The sequence below is a fragment of the Pseudoalteromonas sp. DL2-H2.2 genome (assembly GCF_021532535.1).
GTDB classification, from domain to species: domain Bacteria; phylum Pseudomonadota; class Gammaproteobacteria; order Enterobacterales; family Alteromonadaceae; genus Pseudoalteromonas; species Pseudoalteromonas rubra_A.
Genome location: NZ_JAKGBD010000009.1, coordinates 189,006 through 207,670, shown reverse-complemented (window position 1 = coordinate 207,670; position 18,665 = coordinate 189,006). Strand labels below are relative to the sequence as shown.

General features: G+C 51.4%; 14 protein-coding genes and 2 pseudogenes. 10 read left to right on the top strand and 6 right to left on the bottom strand.

The window, feature by feature from the left end; translation table 11 throughout:
• Together L1285_RS16280 and L1285_RS16275 are read right to left on the bottom strand one after the other, a co-directional pair.
• A pseudogene (locus L1285_RS16280) lies at positions 1 to 361 on the bottom strand (transposase); the annotation flags it as partial.
• Between the two features lie 714 nt (positions 362 to 1,075).
• Positions 1,076 to 2,011 (bottom strand): LysR family transcriptional regulator, encoded by a 936-nt coding sequence (locus tag L1285_RS16275; protein ID WP_235413220.1) that lies wholly within the window; start codon positions 2,009 to 2,011, stop codon positions 1,076 to 1,078.
• Between the two features lie 93 nt (positions 2,012 to 2,104).
• On the opposite strand from L1285_RS16275, the gene L1285_RS16270 reads away from it, so the two are divergent.
• Positions 2,105 to 3,037 (top strand): DMT family transporter, encoded by a 933-nt coding sequence (locus L1285_RS16270; RefSeq protein ID WP_235413219.1) that lies wholly within the window; start codon positions 2,105 to 2,107, stop codon positions 3,035 to 3,037.
• 94 nt (positions 3,038 to 3,131) lie between these two features.
• Here L1285_RS16270 and L1285_RS16265 read toward each other — a convergent pair whose 3' ends face one another.
• A complete protein-coding gene (locus L1285_RS16265) occupies positions 3,132 to 3,632 on the bottom strand; it encodes a hypothetical protein (protein ID WP_235413218.1) in 501 nt (166 codons plus the stop codon).
• 1,056 nt (positions 3,633 to 4,688) lie between these two features.
• Between L1285_RS16265 and L1285_RS16260 the strand changes: the two genes are divergently transcribed.
• The 5 genes from L1285_RS16260 to L1285_RS16240 are packed head-to-tail and all read left to right on the top strand — an operon-like array spanning position 4,689 to position 11,749.
• Positions 4,689 to 5,936 carry an HlyD family secretion protein gene (locus tag L1285_RS16260; protein ID WP_235413217.1) on the top strand — a complete coding sequence of 416 codons (1,248 nt, stop codon included), beginning with the start codon at positions 4,689 to 4,691 and terminating at the stop codon, positions 5,934 to 5,936.
• 10 nt (positions 5,937 to 5,946) lie between these two features.
• A complete protein-coding gene (locus L1285_RS16255) occupies positions 5,947 to 6,654 on the top strand; it encodes an ABC transporter ATP-binding protein (RefSeq protein ID WP_235413216.1) in 708 nt (235 codons plus the stop codon).
• Positions 6,651 to 9,038, top strand: coding sequence for an ABC transporter permease (locus tag L1285_RS16250; protein ID WP_235413215.1), 2,388 nt, complete (start codon positions 6,651 to 6,653; stop codon positions 9,036 to 9,038). The genes L1285_RS16255 and L1285_RS16250 overlap by 4 nt, the downstream gene beginning before the upstream one ends.
• Positions 9,039 to 9,056: 18 nt before the next feature.
• Positions 9,057 to 10,463, top strand: coding sequence for a sigma-54-dependent transcriptional regulator (locus L1285_RS16245; protein WP_235413214.1), 1,407 nt, complete (start codon positions 9,057 to 9,059; stop codon positions 10,461 to 10,463).
• A 5-nt stretch (positions 10,464 to 10,468) separates the two neighbouring features.
• A complete protein-coding gene (locus L1285_RS16240; protein ID WP_235413213.1) occupies positions 10,469 to 11,749 on the top strand; it encodes a sensor histidine kinase in 1,281 nt (426 codons plus the stop codon).
• Between the two features lie 50 nt (positions 11,750 to 11,799).
• On the opposite strand, the gene L1285_RS16235 is transcribed toward L1285_RS16240, so the two are convergent.
• Positions 11,800 to 12,291: a lipocalin family protein gene (locus L1285_RS16235; RefSeq protein WP_235413226.1), complete on the bottom strand. Its 492-nt coding sequence runs from the start codon at positions 12,289 to 12,291 to the stop codon at positions 11,800 to 11,802.
• Between the two features lie 721 nt (positions 12,292 to 13,012).
• Entirely contained in the window at positions 13,013 to 13,348 is a 336-nt protein-coding gene (locus L1285_RS16230) for a zinc ribbon domain-containing protein YjdM (protein ID WP_046006033.1), read from the bottom strand.
• Between the two features lie 142 nt (positions 13,349 to 13,490).
• On the opposite strand from L1285_RS16230, the pseudogene L1285_RS16225 reads away from it, so the two are divergent.
• A pseudogene (locus L1285_RS16225) lies at positions 13,491 to 13,595 on the top strand (glyoxalase); the annotation flags it as partial.
• Between the two features lie 31 nt (positions 13,596 to 13,626).
• On the opposite strand, the gene L1285_RS16220 reads toward L1285_RS16225, so the two are convergent.
• Entirely contained in the window at positions 13,627 to 13,821 is a 195-nt protein-coding gene (locus tag L1285_RS16220) for a hypothetical protein (protein ID WP_235413212.1), read from the bottom strand.
• Between the two features lie 136 nt (positions 13,822 to 13,957).
• On the opposite strand from L1285_RS16220, the gene L1285_RS16215 reads away from it, so the two are divergent.
• From L1285_RS16215 to L1285_RS16205, 3 genes are all read left to right on the top strand, one after another.
• Positions 13,958 to 14,641: a response regulator transcription factor gene (locus L1285_RS16215; protein WP_235413211.1), complete on the top strand. Its 684-nt coding sequence runs from the start codon at positions 13,958 to 13,960 to the stop codon at positions 14,639 to 14,641.
• Positions 14,631 to 16,016, top strand: coding sequence for a sensor histidine kinase (locus L1285_RS16210; RefSeq protein WP_235413210.1), 1,386 nt, complete (start codon positions 14,631 to 14,633; stop codon positions 16,014 to 16,016). The genes L1285_RS16215 and L1285_RS16210 overlap by 11 nt, the downstream gene beginning before the upstream one ends.
• 744 nt (positions 16,017 to 16,760) lie before the next feature.
• Complete coding sequence (locus L1285_RS16205) at positions 16,761 to 18,662, top strand: DUF1800 domain-containing protein (protein ID WP_235413209.1); 1,902 nt, start codon at positions 16,761 to 16,763, stop codon at positions 18,660 to 18,662.
• Positions 18,663 to 18,665: the final 3 nt, after the last annotated feature.

Here is an 18,665-nt window from a genome sequence, read left to right as displayed (position 1 = left end):
TCAAAGGTTTCGCAGACCAATTCAACAGGCTCAAACTCACTTAACTGGTCTACTATCGAGTATTGTTCATCTCGTCTGACATCAAGAGAGCTGTAGCCTTTTTTAGTATGGACTTTTCACGTTCCAAACGATTAATTCGCGCTTCAAGCTCCTGAATTTTCTGCAGCTCAGGCGTTAAAGCTTTGGACTGAGGTGTTTCACCACCACGTTCTTGCTTCAGCTGCTGGATCCAGCGCCTCAAAGCTGTTTCGCCAACATCCAGAGACCGACATGCTTCGGGCACTGAGTAACCTTCATCCAGCACCAATGCAGCGGCTTCCAATTTAAATTCTTGTGTAAAAGTACGACGTTTTCTGGTCATAGACACCTCTCATTGAGTGGTAATAATACCACCTAAAATAGTGTCCGGTTTTATTGAATCACAACACAGCAGTCTCAAGAAGTATAGCTAATATTTCCGCCTCGCATTTATTTCTAACAACAGCATCCATCGAGTGACTTTCGTCACCGAAATAGTAATGTACTTCCAACTTATCCGCTTGGTTCATAGTGTTTAACTACTCCTCATCCTTATTACCTTAACGCTTTAGTATTTGTCCGTATAATCGCTTGCTGAATTGAGCCACTACCTGCAGACCTTAGCTGACTGACGCGGTTTATAATACGGGGATTTGCTTTTGATGAGTGGTTTTTGTGTTGAATCATTCGTGACTCAAGCCGATAGAACCAGACTCATTCCCTGCCTGAACAAAGTATTTTTGGTTATTATTAGACCTATTTTTTACCCATTTGGCAAGATTCTGTTTATGCAATAACCAGCTCAGAGGTGACCTGGGTGAAAACGAATACTGCAAGTCTTGCATTTTGACGGAATCAGCTGTGCTGTATTTATGTGGTTCCCGGCTCGCAAGCGTCCGGGATGACGGCAGAGACTGTTAGTCTTGCTTTTAAACAAATCCAACTGTGCCGTATTACGTAGCTCCCGGCTCGCAAGCGTCCGGGATGACAACAGACGCCGCAGGCCTGATCAAAGTGCATCTATTTCTGAGCCAGGAGCCCGCCAAAGAACGCCCTCTCAAACAGGGTTAACCAAATTTGCTCCGCGCAGGTTTGGATTAACTGAGCCGTAATGCTCAAGCATGTAGTCAATAAATAAACGCAATCTGTGCGGCATATTATCGCGGTCGTGGTAGAGCATGGTTAACTGCCTTGGCTGACCTGTCCAGTCTTTGGCCAATTGGATCATCTGGCCCTGAGCTATCTGGTACTGTGCGATAAAGCGAGGAATAAAGCCAATACCCAGCCCGTCGGTGACGGCTTGTGAAACCAGATTCAGGTCGTCGGCTTCCAGGCGGACCATTGCGCCGGGTGTGTAACTAAATTGCTCGCCGCTCTGTTGATTGTGCAATTTCCAGGTTCGCACTGGGTTACTGAGGACAACAGGTAAATCAAGTAACTGTTCGGGATGCACTATATCACCCCTGAGCGGCATGCCCGGACTGGCACAAATGATGGATTCTATGGACCCCAGTGGCCGGGCTATCCAATCCTGGGGGAAATGCTCACTGGCCCGAAATGCAATGTCGATGTGCTCGCCCTCAATATCGATATTTCTGTTCGACAGCGATAACTCTATTTTAATTCCGGGATACGCGTGTAAGAAGGCGCTAAAGATATGGGCAAGCTGGTGCTGAGCGAGGTTGTTTGGGGCAGAGATGCGAATAGAGCCATGCGCTTCATGCCGCTGGGCCGATAAGGCATCGCTGATGTCTTGGAGCTCACTCAGCAAAGGTCCGCAGCGCTGGGCGTATTGTGCCCCGCTGCCTGTCAGTGTTACGCGGTGAGCATCGCGGTTGAGCAGCCTCAGTCCGAGGGTGTTTTCCAGCTGTTTGATCCGTCTGCTCAGAGTTGAAACAGGCATGTTCAGGCTCTGCGCCGCCTGACTAAAGCTGCCGTGCTGTGTCACAACCCAGAACAGCCGCATATCGTCCAGTGAATAGTTAGTTTTCATTAATGGAATTTAAAGTCTCAAAAAACGGCATTCTTTACCTTAAATGGAAAATATAAACTAGTGACTCAATAAGTCAATGAGAAGTAAGGACATATGAATACACCCATTCGGACCACAGTGATGATGCTGATCTGCGTATTTTGTTGGGGCAGTGTTTTCCCCGTTGCCAAGGACGTACTGCTGCACATGTCCGGGCTTTCGCTGTCAATTTGGCGCTTTGCTATCGCGCTGATCAGCCTGTTTATTTTTATTCGTCTGACCCGAATGCGCATGGTGTCTCTGTCTTTAAGCAGGTATCTCATACTAGGCATCATAGGTGTGATGGGCGTAGGCGGTCTGAATCTGGCGCTGTTTTCGGGGCTATCGCACACCTCAGCAACAAATGGCGCCTTGATCATGGCGCTCAGCCCTATTGTCACAACCGTTATGGCTGCGCTGCTAAGCAGAACATTGATAGCCAGGGTTCAGCTTTTGCAACTGGCAATCGCTTTTGGCGGTGTATTACTGGTTGTGGTCAACGGCGATCTGATGAGCCTTTTAAACTTGCAGCTTAACCAGGGCGACCTCACCATTATGCTCGGCATGCTTGCCTGGTCAGGTTATACCGTATGCGGTTCAAAGGTATCGGGCTGGCTGCCGCCGCTGGAGTTTTCTTTGCTGACCATGGCAGCCGGTCTGATTGGGCTGTCTGTCGCAAGTGTGTTTCAGGCAGAAGTGCACCCTGTACAGGAGCTGATCGCACTCCCCTGGCAGCTATTAATAAGCATGTTGTACATTGGTGTGTTTGGTACCGTTGTTGGTTATTTGTGTTGGAACAATGGGGTAAAAATACTGGGCTCCGCCAATGCCTCCTTGTACTTTAATTTGGTCCCGGTGTTCGCGGCACTGGTTTCTTTACTGATGGGACAAAGCGTAACCGTTATTCAACTGGCAGGTATGTTGATTGTACTCACGGGCCTGACACTACCTTTGTTGATAAAGCGAATAAAAAGAAACCGGACAGCCACTTTGCCTTCTAATGGTTGAGTGTGTAGAGAATACGCAAGTGTTCATTCACTTGCGTTTTCATTAAGAGTTATTTTATGTCTGTCTCATATCCGTTAGCGGCGTAGTAGCGCATTTAACTACCGGTTTGTTGGACAATTCTCAAAATTTTATTTTCACCATCATCTCTAATGTAGCTAATTTCCATACATCGCCCGTGTGTGATGAAGTTATTGGTGTGGTCATCTCCTGTGAAATACCTGCTTGGGGTGAAATTGCTAAACTCAAATTCAACATTTTTAATCGAAAATTTTTCCGTTCGATAGTTTGTTGGTGAAGTCTCTGAACTGTAATTCTCTATACACCCTGTGACCACCTCATATCGCGTCTCATCAAGGACTGCGCGTAAACTTGCTACTTTGAAGTAAGAAAACACGCTATTAAGCACTACCGCACAAGTTACAAGACTGAAGCCGCAAAGAACATTGCCAGTACTTGTTTTAAGCAGCCCTGCAACGTGTTTTGTGAATTCCGGAAATCTAAATAGCAGATATAAAATCAATGCTGCTGGAAACACAGGTATCAGCTGATCTACAGCAAAACCTACCTTAGTTTCAAAATATACATTTGAGTTCAATTTGGTCCTGTCCCTCGATTAACGGGTAAAAATTCGTGTGTCATAAATATGCAGAGCAAATGGCCCGCAAGCCTTACCCTTGTTGAATTGTTGGTTGTACCATAATTTACGAAGATGGCTCAGTAGGATAGCTATGTGTAACATCCCTACGGTTGCATTGTTCACAAACAGCCAAAATAACCAGTTTATAATTAATGAAATACCCCAGGACATTTAGTATTTTTGGCAAGCCCTTAACTAAAAAGCGTGCAAATATAAAATACAATGTAACTACAAACACTAAAGACTGTAAGACTGCAGGGTTTGCCCCCGCTCCTTCCAACATTGAGCCTGACACGCCAACGAACAATGCTGTTATTCCGTAAACTACCGCGAACAACATTGCAGCGAATGGGATGCAAAGAAATAACAGCCCGAAGCAATCCAACAGGCTAATTTTAAATTCTATTTTCCGTTTAGGTTTGTGTCCACAAACACTCGATTTCATTGAGTTGCCCTATTTTAGTACTCAAACGCACAATACGTATAATCGCTTGTTGAACTGAGCCGCAGTCCGCTATTCATATCGGTTGGTGTAGTTTAGACGGTGGAAATTATGTTCAGATGAGTGGCTTTGAACCACATGTGACTTAAACCATTACAACGTATTTCATTCCCCGCCCGAACAACGTATGTATAAGTGTAATTAGACCCACTTTTTTCCCTAATGGCAAATACATTAAAGTAATTCCCAGGTTGCGTTTAGTTAAGGGCGATGGGGCTGTTGGTCTTACGTTTAAACTGCATCAAGCATGCTGTATTTACGCAGTTCCTCGCACGCAAGCGTTAGGGGTGACGGTTGCTTGTGAGTATTGCCGCTACTTTGCACTACTGCGCTGTGTTTGAGTAACTTCTGGCCAGGCCTGTCTTCCCATTTCCAAAAATCGCAATTTCAATTCCACAAATCGCCACGCTAACCTCAGACTTAAAAACCACAAAAAATCATAAAATACAACAACTTAAAAAATGGCACGTGACTTGTAATGACTATCCCCAAATGCCTACAGAGGAAATGGTATGGACATACAGGTCGAACAGAAAAAGAGCATAAAAGTTAACTGGTTGTGGCTGGGTGGTATTGCTGTGCTTGTCATTGTGACTGGCTGGCTGCTTGCTCAGCCAGCGGCGCAGGCGTCTTTGGCAACGGGTGATACCTGGATCGGTGAGGTCAGACAGGGGGATTTAACGATTTCGGTGGCCGGGTTTGGTCAGCTCAAATCGCGTACGCCGCGTCTGATCAGTGCAGCGAGCGAGGCCACGGTTGAGGAGATAGTGCTGCGCCCGGGTGCTGAGGTCACACCCAGGAGTGTGATTATGCGCCTTCAGGATGCCAATCTGGCGCAGGCACTTAAAGATGCAAAACGGGCGCTACAACAGGCGAAAGATCAGTATTTACAGGCGGATATTAATCAGCAGCGGGAAATGCTGTCGCATCAGGCAAGCCTGGAGATCTTAAAGTCTGAGCTGGAAAGCGCTGAGTTGGAGGTCTCTGCCCAGGCGGGTTTAGTTGAAGATGGCGCGGTGTCTAAGCTGGATTTTCAGCGCACGGTTTTGGAACATCGTCAACTTAAGCGGCGTATTGAGATTGAGCAACGCAGAATTGCTCAGCTGCAAACACTGCATCAGGCCAATTTGCAGCTGGCAAGCTCGGATATCGACGCTGCCGAAGAGGCCTATGGGCTTATTCAGCACAGGGTCGAGCGCCTGACGGTACGCGCGGGGATCACCGGCGTAGTACAGCAATTACATGTAGAGCTGGGGCAAAGTGTACCGCTGGGTGCCCAATTGGCGCTGGTTGGCAGCACAAAAGACTTATATGCACAGCTGCAAATTCCGCAGGCGTATGCCGAGCAAATTAAGCTTGAGCAGTCGGTACAAGTGAATACCCGAACCGACCTGATAGCCGGCACCATTTCGCGCATTAACCCTATGGTGCAAAACGGCAATATTGAGGTGGAAGTGGCCCTGCCCGCTGCGCTGCCCGACAGCGCCCGGCCCGAGCTTAATATCGAAGGCACCATACACATTAATACACTCAAAGAGGCGCTTTATATCGACAAGCCCGTTGGCGCCAAAGCCTTCAGCACCACCACTTTATATCGCATAGAACCCAATACCCAACAAGCACAGGCCATTGAGGTACACTATGGCGCCCAGACCGCACAGCATATTCAGTTGCTCAGTGGCGCACAGCCAAAGCAGCGCTTTATTCTGTCGGATATGGCATCCTATCAGGGTGAGCCGGTCGTGTACCTGAGTAAATAAGGAAACAACAATGAACAACAAATGCGTTATTGAACTCAACGATATCACCAAACACTTCCTGCTCAGCGGTATGGAAACACAGGCTTTACGAGGCGTAAACCTAAACATTAACGAGGGCGAATATGTGTCTATCTCCGGCCCTTCCGGTTGTGGTAAGTCGACCTTGCTCAATATTTTGGGCCTGCTGGATACCCCCACCAGCGGCCGCTATCAGATAGCCGGTAACGATGTCAGCCAGCTCAGTGTTAATCAACGAGCAACGCTCAGGAACAAGCATATTGGCTTTGTCTTTCAGTCGTTTAACCTTATTGACGAGCTAAGCGTGTTCGACAACCTGGCGCTGCCAGTAAAATACAGTGAACAGCCTTTAGCTGGTGCGCAACTCAAAGAGCGGGTAATGCACTGCCTGGAGCTGGTGCAGATGACCCACCGGGTTGACCACCAGCCCAATCAGTTATCGGGTGGCCAGCAGCAGCGTATCGCCATTGCCCGGGCGCTGGTTAACCGCCCGGATATTCTGCTCATCGACGAGCCCACCGGTAACCTGGATTCCAAAAACGGGGATGCCGTCATGCAGATGCTGCACGACCTGAATGCGCAAGGCACCACTATGTGTATGGTGACGCACGACCCCAGATATGCCGATATGGCCGGGCGCAAACTCTTTCTGCTCGACGGTGTGATGGTCGACGAGGTGAACCTGGAGATGGCGGGATGATGAAAGAAGAACTCAAACTGGCCGCAGCCAACCTGAAAAAACTGCCCGGCTTCAGCATAACCGTGGTCCTCACACTGGCACTGACACTGGCGGCGCTGTGTGTGGTGATCAACATCAACCACCGGCTGCTGACCAAGCCCTTGCCCTACCCCAATGCCGATACCCTGTGGGTGACCGATCAAAGCGAAACCATAAATGGCGAAACCCAATATGGTTTTCAGATGCTACCCACTCAGCTGCTGATCTATCAGGATCAACAGTTTATAGAGCAAATGGCCATGCTGCACCATACCACGCCCCGACTAATGGATGTAGATAACCGCCCCACCGTGGATGTACTGCGCGTATCACCGGAGTTTTTCTCGTTACTGGGTGTGCCCATGCATCTGGGGCGAGCACTGAACGCCAACGAAGGTGTCAGCGATGAGCAAAAGGTGCTGGTGCTGAGCTATCAGGCCTGGCAAGACAACTTTAACGCCGACCCTAAGGTGGTAGGCTCTTTTACGCAGCTTAACCGTGTGGCCTATCAAATCATTGGCGTCACGGCCGCCGAGTTTGAAGTGCCGGAAATTTTTCGCAGCTTTGCCATTAGTGGATTCAGCAGTTTTCCCGAAGCGCTCAGCACCACCAATAACTGGAACAGAATCAGTAGCCAGTTTAATGGCATTGCCCGTCTCAAGCCGGGTGTGAACCCAGAGCAGGCCAATCACGCGCTGGGCGAGCAGATCAATGCGTTGTATCAGTCTCAGGAAAACGTGGCACCCGATACCGCGATCGGCGCACGCTTCACACCACTGCGCAGCAGGATCATCGCTGAAAGCGATAGTCTGGCCCTGAGCTTACTGTTTTCGGCTGCGGTACTGGTGCTCATTGCCCTGACCAATGTCACCAACCTGTTTTTATCGCGCGGCGCGCAAAAGCAACGCACTATGGCCATTCAGGCGGCGCTGGGTGCCAAGCCCCGGCACATCTTTGTCAGTATGTTTTGTGAATGCGCGTTACTGATTGGCGCAGCGACGGTATTAGGCTTACTTGCCGCGCAGTGGCTGAATGTGTTACTGGCTGAAGATCTCAGCTACCTGTTTACCCGCATGCAGGCCCTGTCGCTCGATGCCCCCACCATTGTGATTGCACTTGTGCTGGCTTTGCTGATCACTTTGCTGATTGCGGCCATCACCAGCAGCCAGGTTAACTATCAGGCCCTCACCGACGCCCTGCATGCGAGCGGCAAAGGTACAGGCGCGCAAATCTCTGCCAGAACCCGTCATATCCTGGTGGCACTGCAAGTGATGTTTGCCAGTTTACTGCTGTTTCTGGCCGCCAATAAACTGTTGCCCGCCTATCAGGAAATGACCCACCCAACCGGCTTTGATACTGAACATCTTTACTACGTGCGTGTCGATGGCAGCGCCACTGACATTGCGCCGTTTGAACTGGCCCGGCAGGTTAAAAATACCCTAAGCGCACAAGCAGGCATCAACTCAGTGGCCGCCAGTGCAACATCTCCCCTGGTGATGGGCTGGAAGAATTACCTGTACGACGAAAACATCGCTCTGCTTGGGATCATCAGTCTGGCATTTATAGATGAAGATGCCTTCACCACCTTAGCCTTGCCGCTCAGACAAGGACGCAGCTTTAGCCCCATTGCAGCATCCGGTGAAGACAACAACGAAATAGTGCTTTCCGAATCACTGGCAAAGCGCTTGTATGGCGAAACAAGCCCCCTAGGGCAGACGCTATACATTGACCAGCAAACGCCCAGAAAAGTGGTGGGTGTGGTCGGCGATGTGTACGTGCCCACCGGCCCGCTCGGCTATGAACTGGAGCGTTACTATGTGCCGCTAAATGAAGGCAGCAGCGCGTTTATTATTAAAGCCAGCGGGCCCCTGGCTCAGGCTCAGCTCAGTGAGGTACTTAAGGATATTCACCCCACCTTAAACTTCTCGGCTTTCAGGAAAGTGGATGATATGCTCAGTCAGCGACTCAGACAAACCTGGCTCCAGGCCATGCTCACCGTGGCTTTGTTAACCCTGACACTCAGTCTGGCCGGTGCGGGCATTTATGGGGTACTCAGCTACAGTGTGCAGATGCGCCGCTACGAACTGGGTATTCATTTGTCTTTGGGTGCACATACTCATAAACTGACCGCCATGATTGTAAAGCAAAGCTTTGTGCCTATTTTGACCGGGCTGGCGGTGAGCCTGCTGTTTGCCACGCTGGGCTATCTGTTGTGGTCACGCGTTGGCGAAGGACCAGTCGAGGTGAACTGGCTGGCCGTGCTGAGCAGTATTCCGGTTATGTTACTGGTTGCCTTTATCGCCAGCTATCTGCCGGTACAAAAGGTGATCCGTCAGGACCCCATTCGGGCCCTGAGAAATGAATAATAAATCAAACAATAATCAATGAGGAAATGCAGGCGCACGTCCGCGCCTGCCCGTTACACCATGCAAGGCACCCTACTTATCGTTGACGACAAGGCCGATATTCGCCTGAGTCTTCACCTGCTGCTAAAAAACAGCGGCTTTAACACGCTTCAGTGCAGCTCGCTCAGTGCAGCAGCGCAAACCCTTGCCCAACAACCCATCGACCTGGTACTGCTCGATATGAATTATGAGCTGGATACTACTTCAGGTCAGGAAGGGCTGAATTTTTTATCTGAGCATGCAGCACGCGGCCCATCGAGCCCGGCATTTATTGCCATGACCGCCTGGTCCAGCGTGACGCTTGCGGTCGAAGCTATGCAACGGGGCGCGGTGGACTTTTTTGCCAAACCCTGGGATAACCACGCGGTGCTGATGATGGTGAAAAAACACCTTGGCCTGCGGCACATGGCAAAGGCCAGGCACAACGCAGCACCTGCAAGCAAACCAACCCCCGATAAAGCACTGTTGTGGTTGAGCCCGCAAATGCAAACGCTGAAAAAACAGCTAGACAGGGTCGCGCCAACCGGCGCCAATATCTTGCTGCGCGGCGAAAATGGCACGGGTAAATCGCATATTGCACAGTACCTGCACCAGCAAAGCGCACGCGCTGGTGGGCTTGTCAGTGTTAACATGGCAGCCATCCCCGACAGCTTGTTCGAAAGCGAGCTGTTTGGCCATGTCAAAGGGGCATTCACCGATGCCAGACAAGACCGCGAAGGCCGTTTCAGCCAGGCCAGCGGCGGCACCCTGTTTTTAGATGAAATTGCGACCTTAAGTGAGTCGCAACAAGCCAAGCTGTTGCGGGTACTGGAAAGCGGCGAATATGAGCCGGTCGGCTCCGACAAAACACGCCACGCAGAGTGTCGGCTCATCAGCGCCACTAATGCCGATCTCGATACATTACAAACACAAGGGGTATTTCGTCAGGACCTGTATTTCAGGCTCAATACCATAGAGCTGACACTGCCACCACTGAGGCAGCGTAGCGACGAAATTATTCCGCTTGCCAGGCACTTTATCTCGGCGCATGCTAAGCGCTATGAACTACCCGAACCGGTTTTGTCTGCCTGCGCGTGCAGTGCTCTGCAAGCCTATCACTGGCCGGGCAATGTGCGGGAGCTCAGCCATATTATGGAGCGCGCAGTACTCATGTGCGACGAGCCAGAGATTACAGCTGCTCAGCTGCCAATCAAACCTGAAAATACTGCGCCTGATGGCCCTATCTCTGAGCTGGTAACACTGGAGCAGGCGGAGCAAAAACTCATAAAAATGGCACTGTCCCAGTGCCTCGACAACGTGGAGGAAGCCTCGGTTTTACTGGGAATAAGTAAAAGTGCGCTGTACCGGCGCATGGATAAGTTCAACATCAAAACCCGGCAGCCCTGAACCTGATGTCTCTGAACTACGAGCGATTCACAACGCTATTTTTAACGCTTGTCTGGCTGCTGCTGGCCTGTCTCAGCACCGGGTTACTGCTGAGCCTGGGCAGTGGCTGGCTGGGAGTTATTACCCTGTGGGTGCTGGTATTGTGCCCGGCGGCATTGCTGTTACAGAGCATCAAACAGCGCCTGGTGCAGCCCTTTTACCACCTGACCACCACAATCGAAGCCATGCGCCTTGAGGATTATGGCCAGCGTTTTTATAGCGCCGACCAAAGCGGGATCCTGGCACAATTACAAGCCGAAACCAGCCAGCTGTGCACGCACTTGCAGGCGTATAAATCAGCACGGGACCATCAGGCCATTTTATTGTTTCGGCTGATTGAGCAGCTGCCCAGTCCGATTGCCATTTTCGACCAAAGCAATGCGCTGGTGCATGCCAACGACGCTTTCTCCAACTGGACCGGCAAGCCCTGGCAAACGCAAAGGCTCACCAAAGCACATCATTTCAGCTTGGCTCAGTCCAGTGGCCAGTGGCAGTTCAGCCATCCTTCACTTGCGCAACAATGGCAGCTAAGGCAAAGCCGGATCCCCATTAATGACAGCCATGCCCATTTGTTGATCCTCACCGATGTGCAGTCGGTGGTCAGTCAGGCGCAGCGCGACGCCTGGCAAAAAATGATCCGTATTCTGAGCCATGAGATCCACAACTCGCTCTCCCCCATCAAGTCACTGGCACAAACGCTGCAAATGCTGCAACCCAACGCAGATACGCAGGCCGATTTTGATCAAGCGCTTGCTGTCATTGTGCAGCGCAGCGATGGGCTGATGTCGTTCGTTAACCGCTATGCAAGCGTGGCAAGGCAACATCAGTTGCATTTGGAGGAAGTCACCACAGATACCCTGCTGCGCCCAATGCTGGCGCTTTATGGCACGCAGCTCACCTGCTCTGCGACAGCGTCTTTTGCGCTGCATGTGGATGTCAGCCTGATGGAGCAAGTGCTGGTTAATCTGATCACCAATGCGCTGGAGGCCAGTAACGAACCTGCTAGTGTTGAGATTGCTATCAGCAAAACTACCCAGTATGCCTTTATCGACATTTTGGATCAGGGGCCTGGTGTCAGTAATCCAGACAACCTGTTTGTGCCTTTTTACACCACAAAAGAAAATGGCAAAGGCATTGGCCTGGTGCTGTGCAAAAACATTGTGGAACAGCACAACGGCCAGCTGACGCTGGTCAACCGTACTGATCAGCGCGGTGCCAGGGCCAGGATACAGTTGCCGCTCGGTTAGCGCCGAGCGTGCGATGTTACTGCGCTACAAAAGTTGCTGAGCTAAAAAAGTTACTGCGCGACAAAAATCAGTGAATCGGTATCAAAGCCGCGCTCGGCCGCCATACGCACAAACTTGTCGATAATAGCCTGGTCGACTTGCGGAGTTCTTGAAAGCAGCCACAAATAATCGGTGTCCGGGCCTGAGACAAAGGCATACTGGTAGTTGTCGTGGTCCAGTTCAAACACCACATAGGCACCATAAAACGGACCGAAGAAAGACACTTTCAGATAAGCCTCATCGTCCTGATTGACGAAAAATGCTTTGCCCTCGGCTTCGCGCCACTGGTTTTCCTCGGCATTAAAACCACGATTGATAACCTTTACGCCGCCATCATCGCGCATGCTGTACTGGGCCGTGACTTTGCTCAGCCCGCGCTCAAAAGAATGATCCAGCCGGGCAATTTCATACCATTTACCCAGATAGCGATTAAGCTCAAAATTCCCCACGGGCTTTACACCCTGCGGCATGCCCAGACAACTGTTAAGGACCAGCGTCATCATAATAATTAACAGTGTTTTCAATGTGTGCTCCTTCTAAACCAACAGGTTCTGGTACGGCTAAGAAAACGCGCCGGTTCACTATTTGGTTAATTTACCTTAATACAGATATATAGCAGCCATATCACTGCCCGCCAAACGCCGTCATCCCGGCCTGCAAACCGGGAACCATCGGGCGTAGCGTTAATGCCAAAGGGAACGAAAGTGGTGTCGGTAAGCAGATCCCGTGTCGGAGCACGGGATGACCGAGGGAGGCGTTGGAAATAGACTCGCTCTAAACGCCGTCGGCCCGGCCTGCGAGCCGGGAACCACCAAGCGTAGCATTAATGCCAAAGGAGACGAAAGTGTTGTCGGTAAGCAGATCCCGTGTCGGAGCACGGGATGACCGAGGGGACGTTCGGAGCAGAGTAGCTATAAACACCGTCATCCCGACCTGTGAGCCGGGAACCACCAAGCGTAGCATTAATGCCAAAGGAAACGAAAGTGTTGTCGGTAAGCAGATCCCGTGTAGGTGCGCGGGATGACCGAGGGGACGTTCGGAGCAGAGTAGCTATAAACACCGTCATCCCGGCCTGTGAGCCGGGTACCGCCAAGCGCAGCATTCATGTCAAAGGGAACGAAAGAGGTGTCAGTAAGCAGATCCCGTGTTGGTGCACGGGATGACCGAGGGAGGCGTTGGGATAGACTCGCTCTAAACGCCTTCATCCCAAGCCCAATGGAACAATCAGGCTTTTTTAACGAACTTGGCCGTGACCATCATTTCGCCCACACCATCGACCTTACAATCCAGTTCGTGGTCTTTTTTGTCCAGCACACGGCGGACCAGGGCTTTGGTGCCAATTTTGATCACCTGAGAGCTGCCTTTGATTTTCAGATCTTTGATAACCGTCACTTTGTCGCCGTCGGCCAGCAATGCGCCGTTGGCATCTTTTACCTGGATAAGATCATCTTCATTGACTTCATTTGGATTCCACTCATAGGCACACTCAGGACAAACCAGATTACTCTGATCCTGATAAACATATTCAGAGTTACATTTTGGGCAAGGAGGTAAAGACATAATTACTTACTACGTATTGATTCATTTGGTCTGCATAGTAATGGCTCAGCCACGGATGTGCCAGTACTAAGCCTATATTTATTGATTTAGTTCAGGTGAGAATAAACACGTCGCGATTATAGGCTGCTTTTGGCCTGCGCTATCACAGTATCGGATGATTTATATGGAAGACCCGTTTGGCAACATCGTTGAGATTTACAGCCACAGTTATGAGCTGATCTACAGCGCAGGCGCCTATCAGGAATAACATCGCACAGGGCTGGACCTACCGGCCCTGATCACTTGCTGGCTTGCTTGTTAGCCCCCCACAGTCCGACACCCAGGGCTATACCAGCCCCCGCACACGGAGCAATGGAAAAAGCCAGAATATCAAAGGTTACCCCAACCGTAATGCCAATGGCAGTCCCGATACCTGCACCAATTCCAATATACAGGCCCGGATTAGGCCCGGCTTCGACTTGTTTGTCTGTCATGTGTATTTCCTTATGTTCATCATGAATTGGCTTAATTTTATACACACGCGCAAAAAAAGCACAATACAAAATTGTATGCCAAAGCGGCGCAAAAATACGATATGCTTTAACACAGTGACGCTAACCTCAAGTTTGTATGCATATTTTATTAGTTGAAGATGACCCGGATACGGCCGAGTTTATCTGCGCCGGGCTGGCGCAGCACAATGCCCGCGTGCAGCATTGCAATAATGCTGAGCAGGCTATGCTAAGCGCCTCTGCCACTGCCTTTGATGTGATTATTTTTGACCGCTTGTTGCCCAACATGGACGGTCTGGACGCCGTCCGGGTGTTGCGCGCCAGTAAAGTCAGGACACCCATCATCATGCTCACCGCACTGAGTGATACCGCCGATCGGGTCGCCGGGCTTGAAGCCGGTGCCGACGATTATCTGGTCAAACCCTTTGCCTTTGCCGAGCTGTATGCCCGTTTAAAAGCCCTTGCCAGACGTCAGCCGCTCAGATCAGATACACTGGAGCTGGTGTACAGTGAGCTGCGGCTCAACCGCACGTCGCGCCGAGTATACAGAGCCGGAAAAGAAATTGAGCTGATGCCCAAGGAATATCAGATCCTGGAATACATGATGCAGAACCCCGAGCAGCTGATCACCAAAACCATGTTACTGGAACAAGTCTGGGGATTTAGTTTCGACCCTAAAACCAGCCTGGTGCAAACCCATGTCAGCCGCCTGCGCAATAAGCTGGATAAGCCCTTTGCCTTTGACATGATCAAAACCATTCGCGGCAGCGGTTACCTGCTGACGGGCAGCAATGATGATTAGCCGTTATCATCTTAAACACACAGCGCTGCTTGGCGGCGCGCTCTGGGCCACCCTGCTGTTGCTGTTGTGGCTCACAGGTCAGCTGTTGGTGTGGCAGGATAAACAAGCGCAACAGCATGAGTTTGAGGAATTTCTGGGCGAGATTGAGAGCGCGCTGGAAGAACATGGCCTGGAACACGTGTTACAGGAATTTGAGCTGGAGGAAGATGAAGTCTGGCCCGATAGCGAAGCGCAAACCCATTTGTTCGACGAAGGCTGGCTGGTTGCGCTGTTTAAGCAAGAACAGCTACTGTTGGGCGCCAATACTAAGCTGACCGTGACCAGGGCGCCGCAGTGGCAAAGCGTATCACTTGGCGAGGAAGGCAATGTAGAACTGCTGTCGGCTTCGGTGAACTTACCCGACAACCTGCAACTGCATTACTGGCAAAAGCGAGACGAACTGCACGCCCACAGAGCCGAATTTTATAGCCAAATAACACACTGGTTTGCGCTGTTCAGCCTGCCACTGATTTTGGCTGCCATTGCCTGGTTGCAGTACAAGCGCACCCGCACTTTGCAGGCACTCTCTGATCAACTTGCTCAGGTGGCCCACTCGCCGGATTCAAAGCGCACTCAAGTGAACACAGCCAACCCGGACATAGTTGCGCTCAGCCTTGCCATTAACCGCATGCTGGATGAAATCACCCGACTGCATGGCAATCTGAAAACCATGTCGGTGGGGATAGCCCACGACCTGAAAACGCCTTTATCGCGCATTTCAAATCGCCTGCAAAGTATGGTTCAGGACCGCGACAACCCGGCAATCCTCGAAGGCCATATCGACAAAGCCAACAATGAACTGGCACAGGTCATCAATACCTTTAACAACCTGGTGCGTCTCAATGCCATCGAATCGGGTAAGCATATTCAGGGCTTTAAAACCTTTGATTTATCCGCCCTGATCGACGAGCTGGCACAAAGCTATCAGCCGGTCTTTGAAGACAGCGGCCGACGCTTTGAGGTATCGATTGTACCCGCCGTGCATTGTCATGGTGACCGAGACTTGCTGGGTCAGTTGATCTGCAACTTACTGGAAAATGCACTAGAACACAGCCACAGCGATGCCCATGTCTGGCTGCGGCTACAAAGTCATACCGACAGCGCCCTGCTGCAAGTTGGTGATGATGGCCCCGGGATCCCTTTGGGCGACCAGCCAAAAGTCTTTGATAAGTTCTATCGTGCCGATATCAGCCGTGGCCGCCCTGGCAATGGCCTTGGACTCAGCATAGTGCGGGCCATTTGCGACGTACATAAGGCGCAGCTATGCCTGCTTGAACAACAGCCCGGTGCCGTGTTTAATATTGAGATCCCCACACGTCCTGCACGGAGTGATTAGTCATAGCTGGTGTGGGTCATTTATTTATCTCCTAAGCACACTTCTCGATTTCGACATCCCGGCCTGCGAGCCGGGAACCACCATGCGTAGCGTTCATGCCAAAGGGAACGAAAGAGGTGCCGGTAAGCAGATCCCGTGTCGGAGCACGGGATGACCGAAGGGGCGTTGGGAGCAGAGTCGCTCTAAACACCGTCATCCCGGCCTGTGAGCCGGGAACCACCATACGTAGCGTTCATGCCAAAGGGAACGAAAGAGGTGCCGGTAAGCAGATCCCGTGTCGGAGCACGGGATGACCGAAGGGGCGTTCGGAACAGAGTCGCTCTAAACACCGTCATCCCGGCCTGTGAGCCGTGAACCACCAAGCGTAGCGTTCATGCCAAAGGGAACGAAAGAGGTGCCGGTAAGCAGATCCCGTGTCGGAGCACGGGATGACCGAAGGGGCGTTGGGAGCAGAGTCGCTCTAAACACCGTCATCCCGGCCTGCGAGCCGGGAACCACCATGCGTAGCGTTCATGCCAAAGGGAACGAAAGAGATGCCGGTAAGCAGATCCCGTGTCGGAGCACGAGATGGCCCAGGGGGCGTTAGGAGCAGAGTCGCTCTAAACACCGTCATCCCGGTCTGCGAGCCGGGAGCCGGGAACCACCAAGCATACAATTTTGTATTAAAGCCGTATGGCAACTGTATAACCCTTTACAGCTGTTTCACTCTAGACTTAAAGCATCCCTAAGTAAGAGAGTGAAACCATGTTTAGACTAACCCCGCTTAACATACTTCTGCTCAGCGTTTTCCTGGGCCTGACAGGGTGTGGTGGCAGTGACACTAGCCAACCCACCTCGAATAGCCCAACACCGGTATCAACACCTTCGCCGGACACCGGAAGTTCGGGCAATGACAACAACAATGCCGGCACTGGCGATAACACCAATAACGGTGGAGACAATAACAATAACAATAACGCCAACGACAACACACCGGACGACAATACATCTAATACCGATCCGACTTTTACCACCGCCGTCAGTACCTCGCGCTTTTTGCAACAGGCCACCTTTGGGACCCGGCCACAGGACTTGGACACACTGACAGGAAAAAGCGCATCAAGCTGGTTTCAAGCACAACTTAAAGTACCGCCCAGCCTGATCATGCCGGTGGTGAGCGAGTTTACTCCACCGCCCACTGCAGAAGATGATTTTAATGCGCTGTACATCGAATCGACCAGTGTTGCCTTCTGGCGTCATGCCATTGCCGGGGAAGATCAGTTGCGTCAGCGTATGGCGTTTGCCCTCTCTGAGCTATTGGTGGTCTCCAATGCAGGTGGCGAAGAGCTGACCGACATACCAGAGGCCGTCGCCTCGTATCAGGATATCCTGATCCAGCATGCCTTTGGTAACTACCGGGAACTGCTCGAAGCGGTCACATACTCTCCCGCGATGGGCTTTTACCTCACCTACATGGGCAACCTAAAAGGTGATGAAGTTTCCGGCAGAATGCCGGACGAAAACTACGCCCGCGAGTTACTGCAACTGTTCACCATTGGCGTGGTTGCTCTGAACCCGGACGGCACCGAGCAAAAAGATGACAATGGCGCAACAAAAGAGCTTTACACCAATCAGGACATCACCGGACTGGCACGGGTATTTACCGGCCTGGATTTGGACTATGACACCTCAGATGCACAAGAAATCAACGAATTTGCACTGCCCATGGCCGTCTATCCGGAGAATCACAGTGAAAAAAGCAAGACCTTTTTGGGCACCACCATCGCCGCAGGCACAGGCCCTAAGGCGTCGGTAACACAGGCGCTGGATCATATTTTTGCTCACCCGAATGTACCGCCGTTTGTGTCAAAGCAGCTGATCCAGCGACTGGTCACATCTAACCCTTCACCCGCTTACGTCGCCCGTGTTTCCGGGGCGTTCAGCAGCGGTCAGGCCACTTTGCCCGATGGCAGTGCTGTGGGAGACGGCCGCCGTGGCGATTTAACCGCAACCCTGGCCGCCATTTTGTTTGACCCAGAAGCCAGAGCAACTGCCACTGAGCGTGGCGGCAAGATCCGCGAACCCATAGTGCGCTTTACCCAATGGGCACGGGCATTCTCAGTCAAAAATATCACCCCTGAATATCAGGAAATGCTCTGGGATACCCGAGACGCCAGCATGCTGGGCCAACACCCGTACCGCTCACCCAGTGTGTTCAACTTCTTCCGCCCAGGTTATACCGCACCGGGCAGCCTGAGTGCGGCCAGTGGCATGGTGGCGCCCGAGCTGCAGATCACCAACGCCAGCACCATTACCGGCTACGCCAACTTTATGACTTACTACATTACCGGGTTACAGCAGGAAGTGGATGTTGAAGACTTGCAGGCCAGCTATGACGAGGAAAACATTCCGCTCAATGCCGAAAACGCCGTAGAAAGCTTTCTGGCAAGCTACGATGCCGAGCAGGCACTGGCGGGCAATCCGGATGCCTTAATCGAGCGCCTTGATCTGCTGCTCTGCGCCGGACAGCTCAGCGCCACCAGCAAACAGGAGATTAAACAAATCCTGCAAACGGTGGCGCAAAACGACGAAGCCGAGCCACTGAGACTGGTGCACCTGGCCGTTTTACTGGTGATGACCTCACCTGATTATTTAGTCCAGAAATAGGAG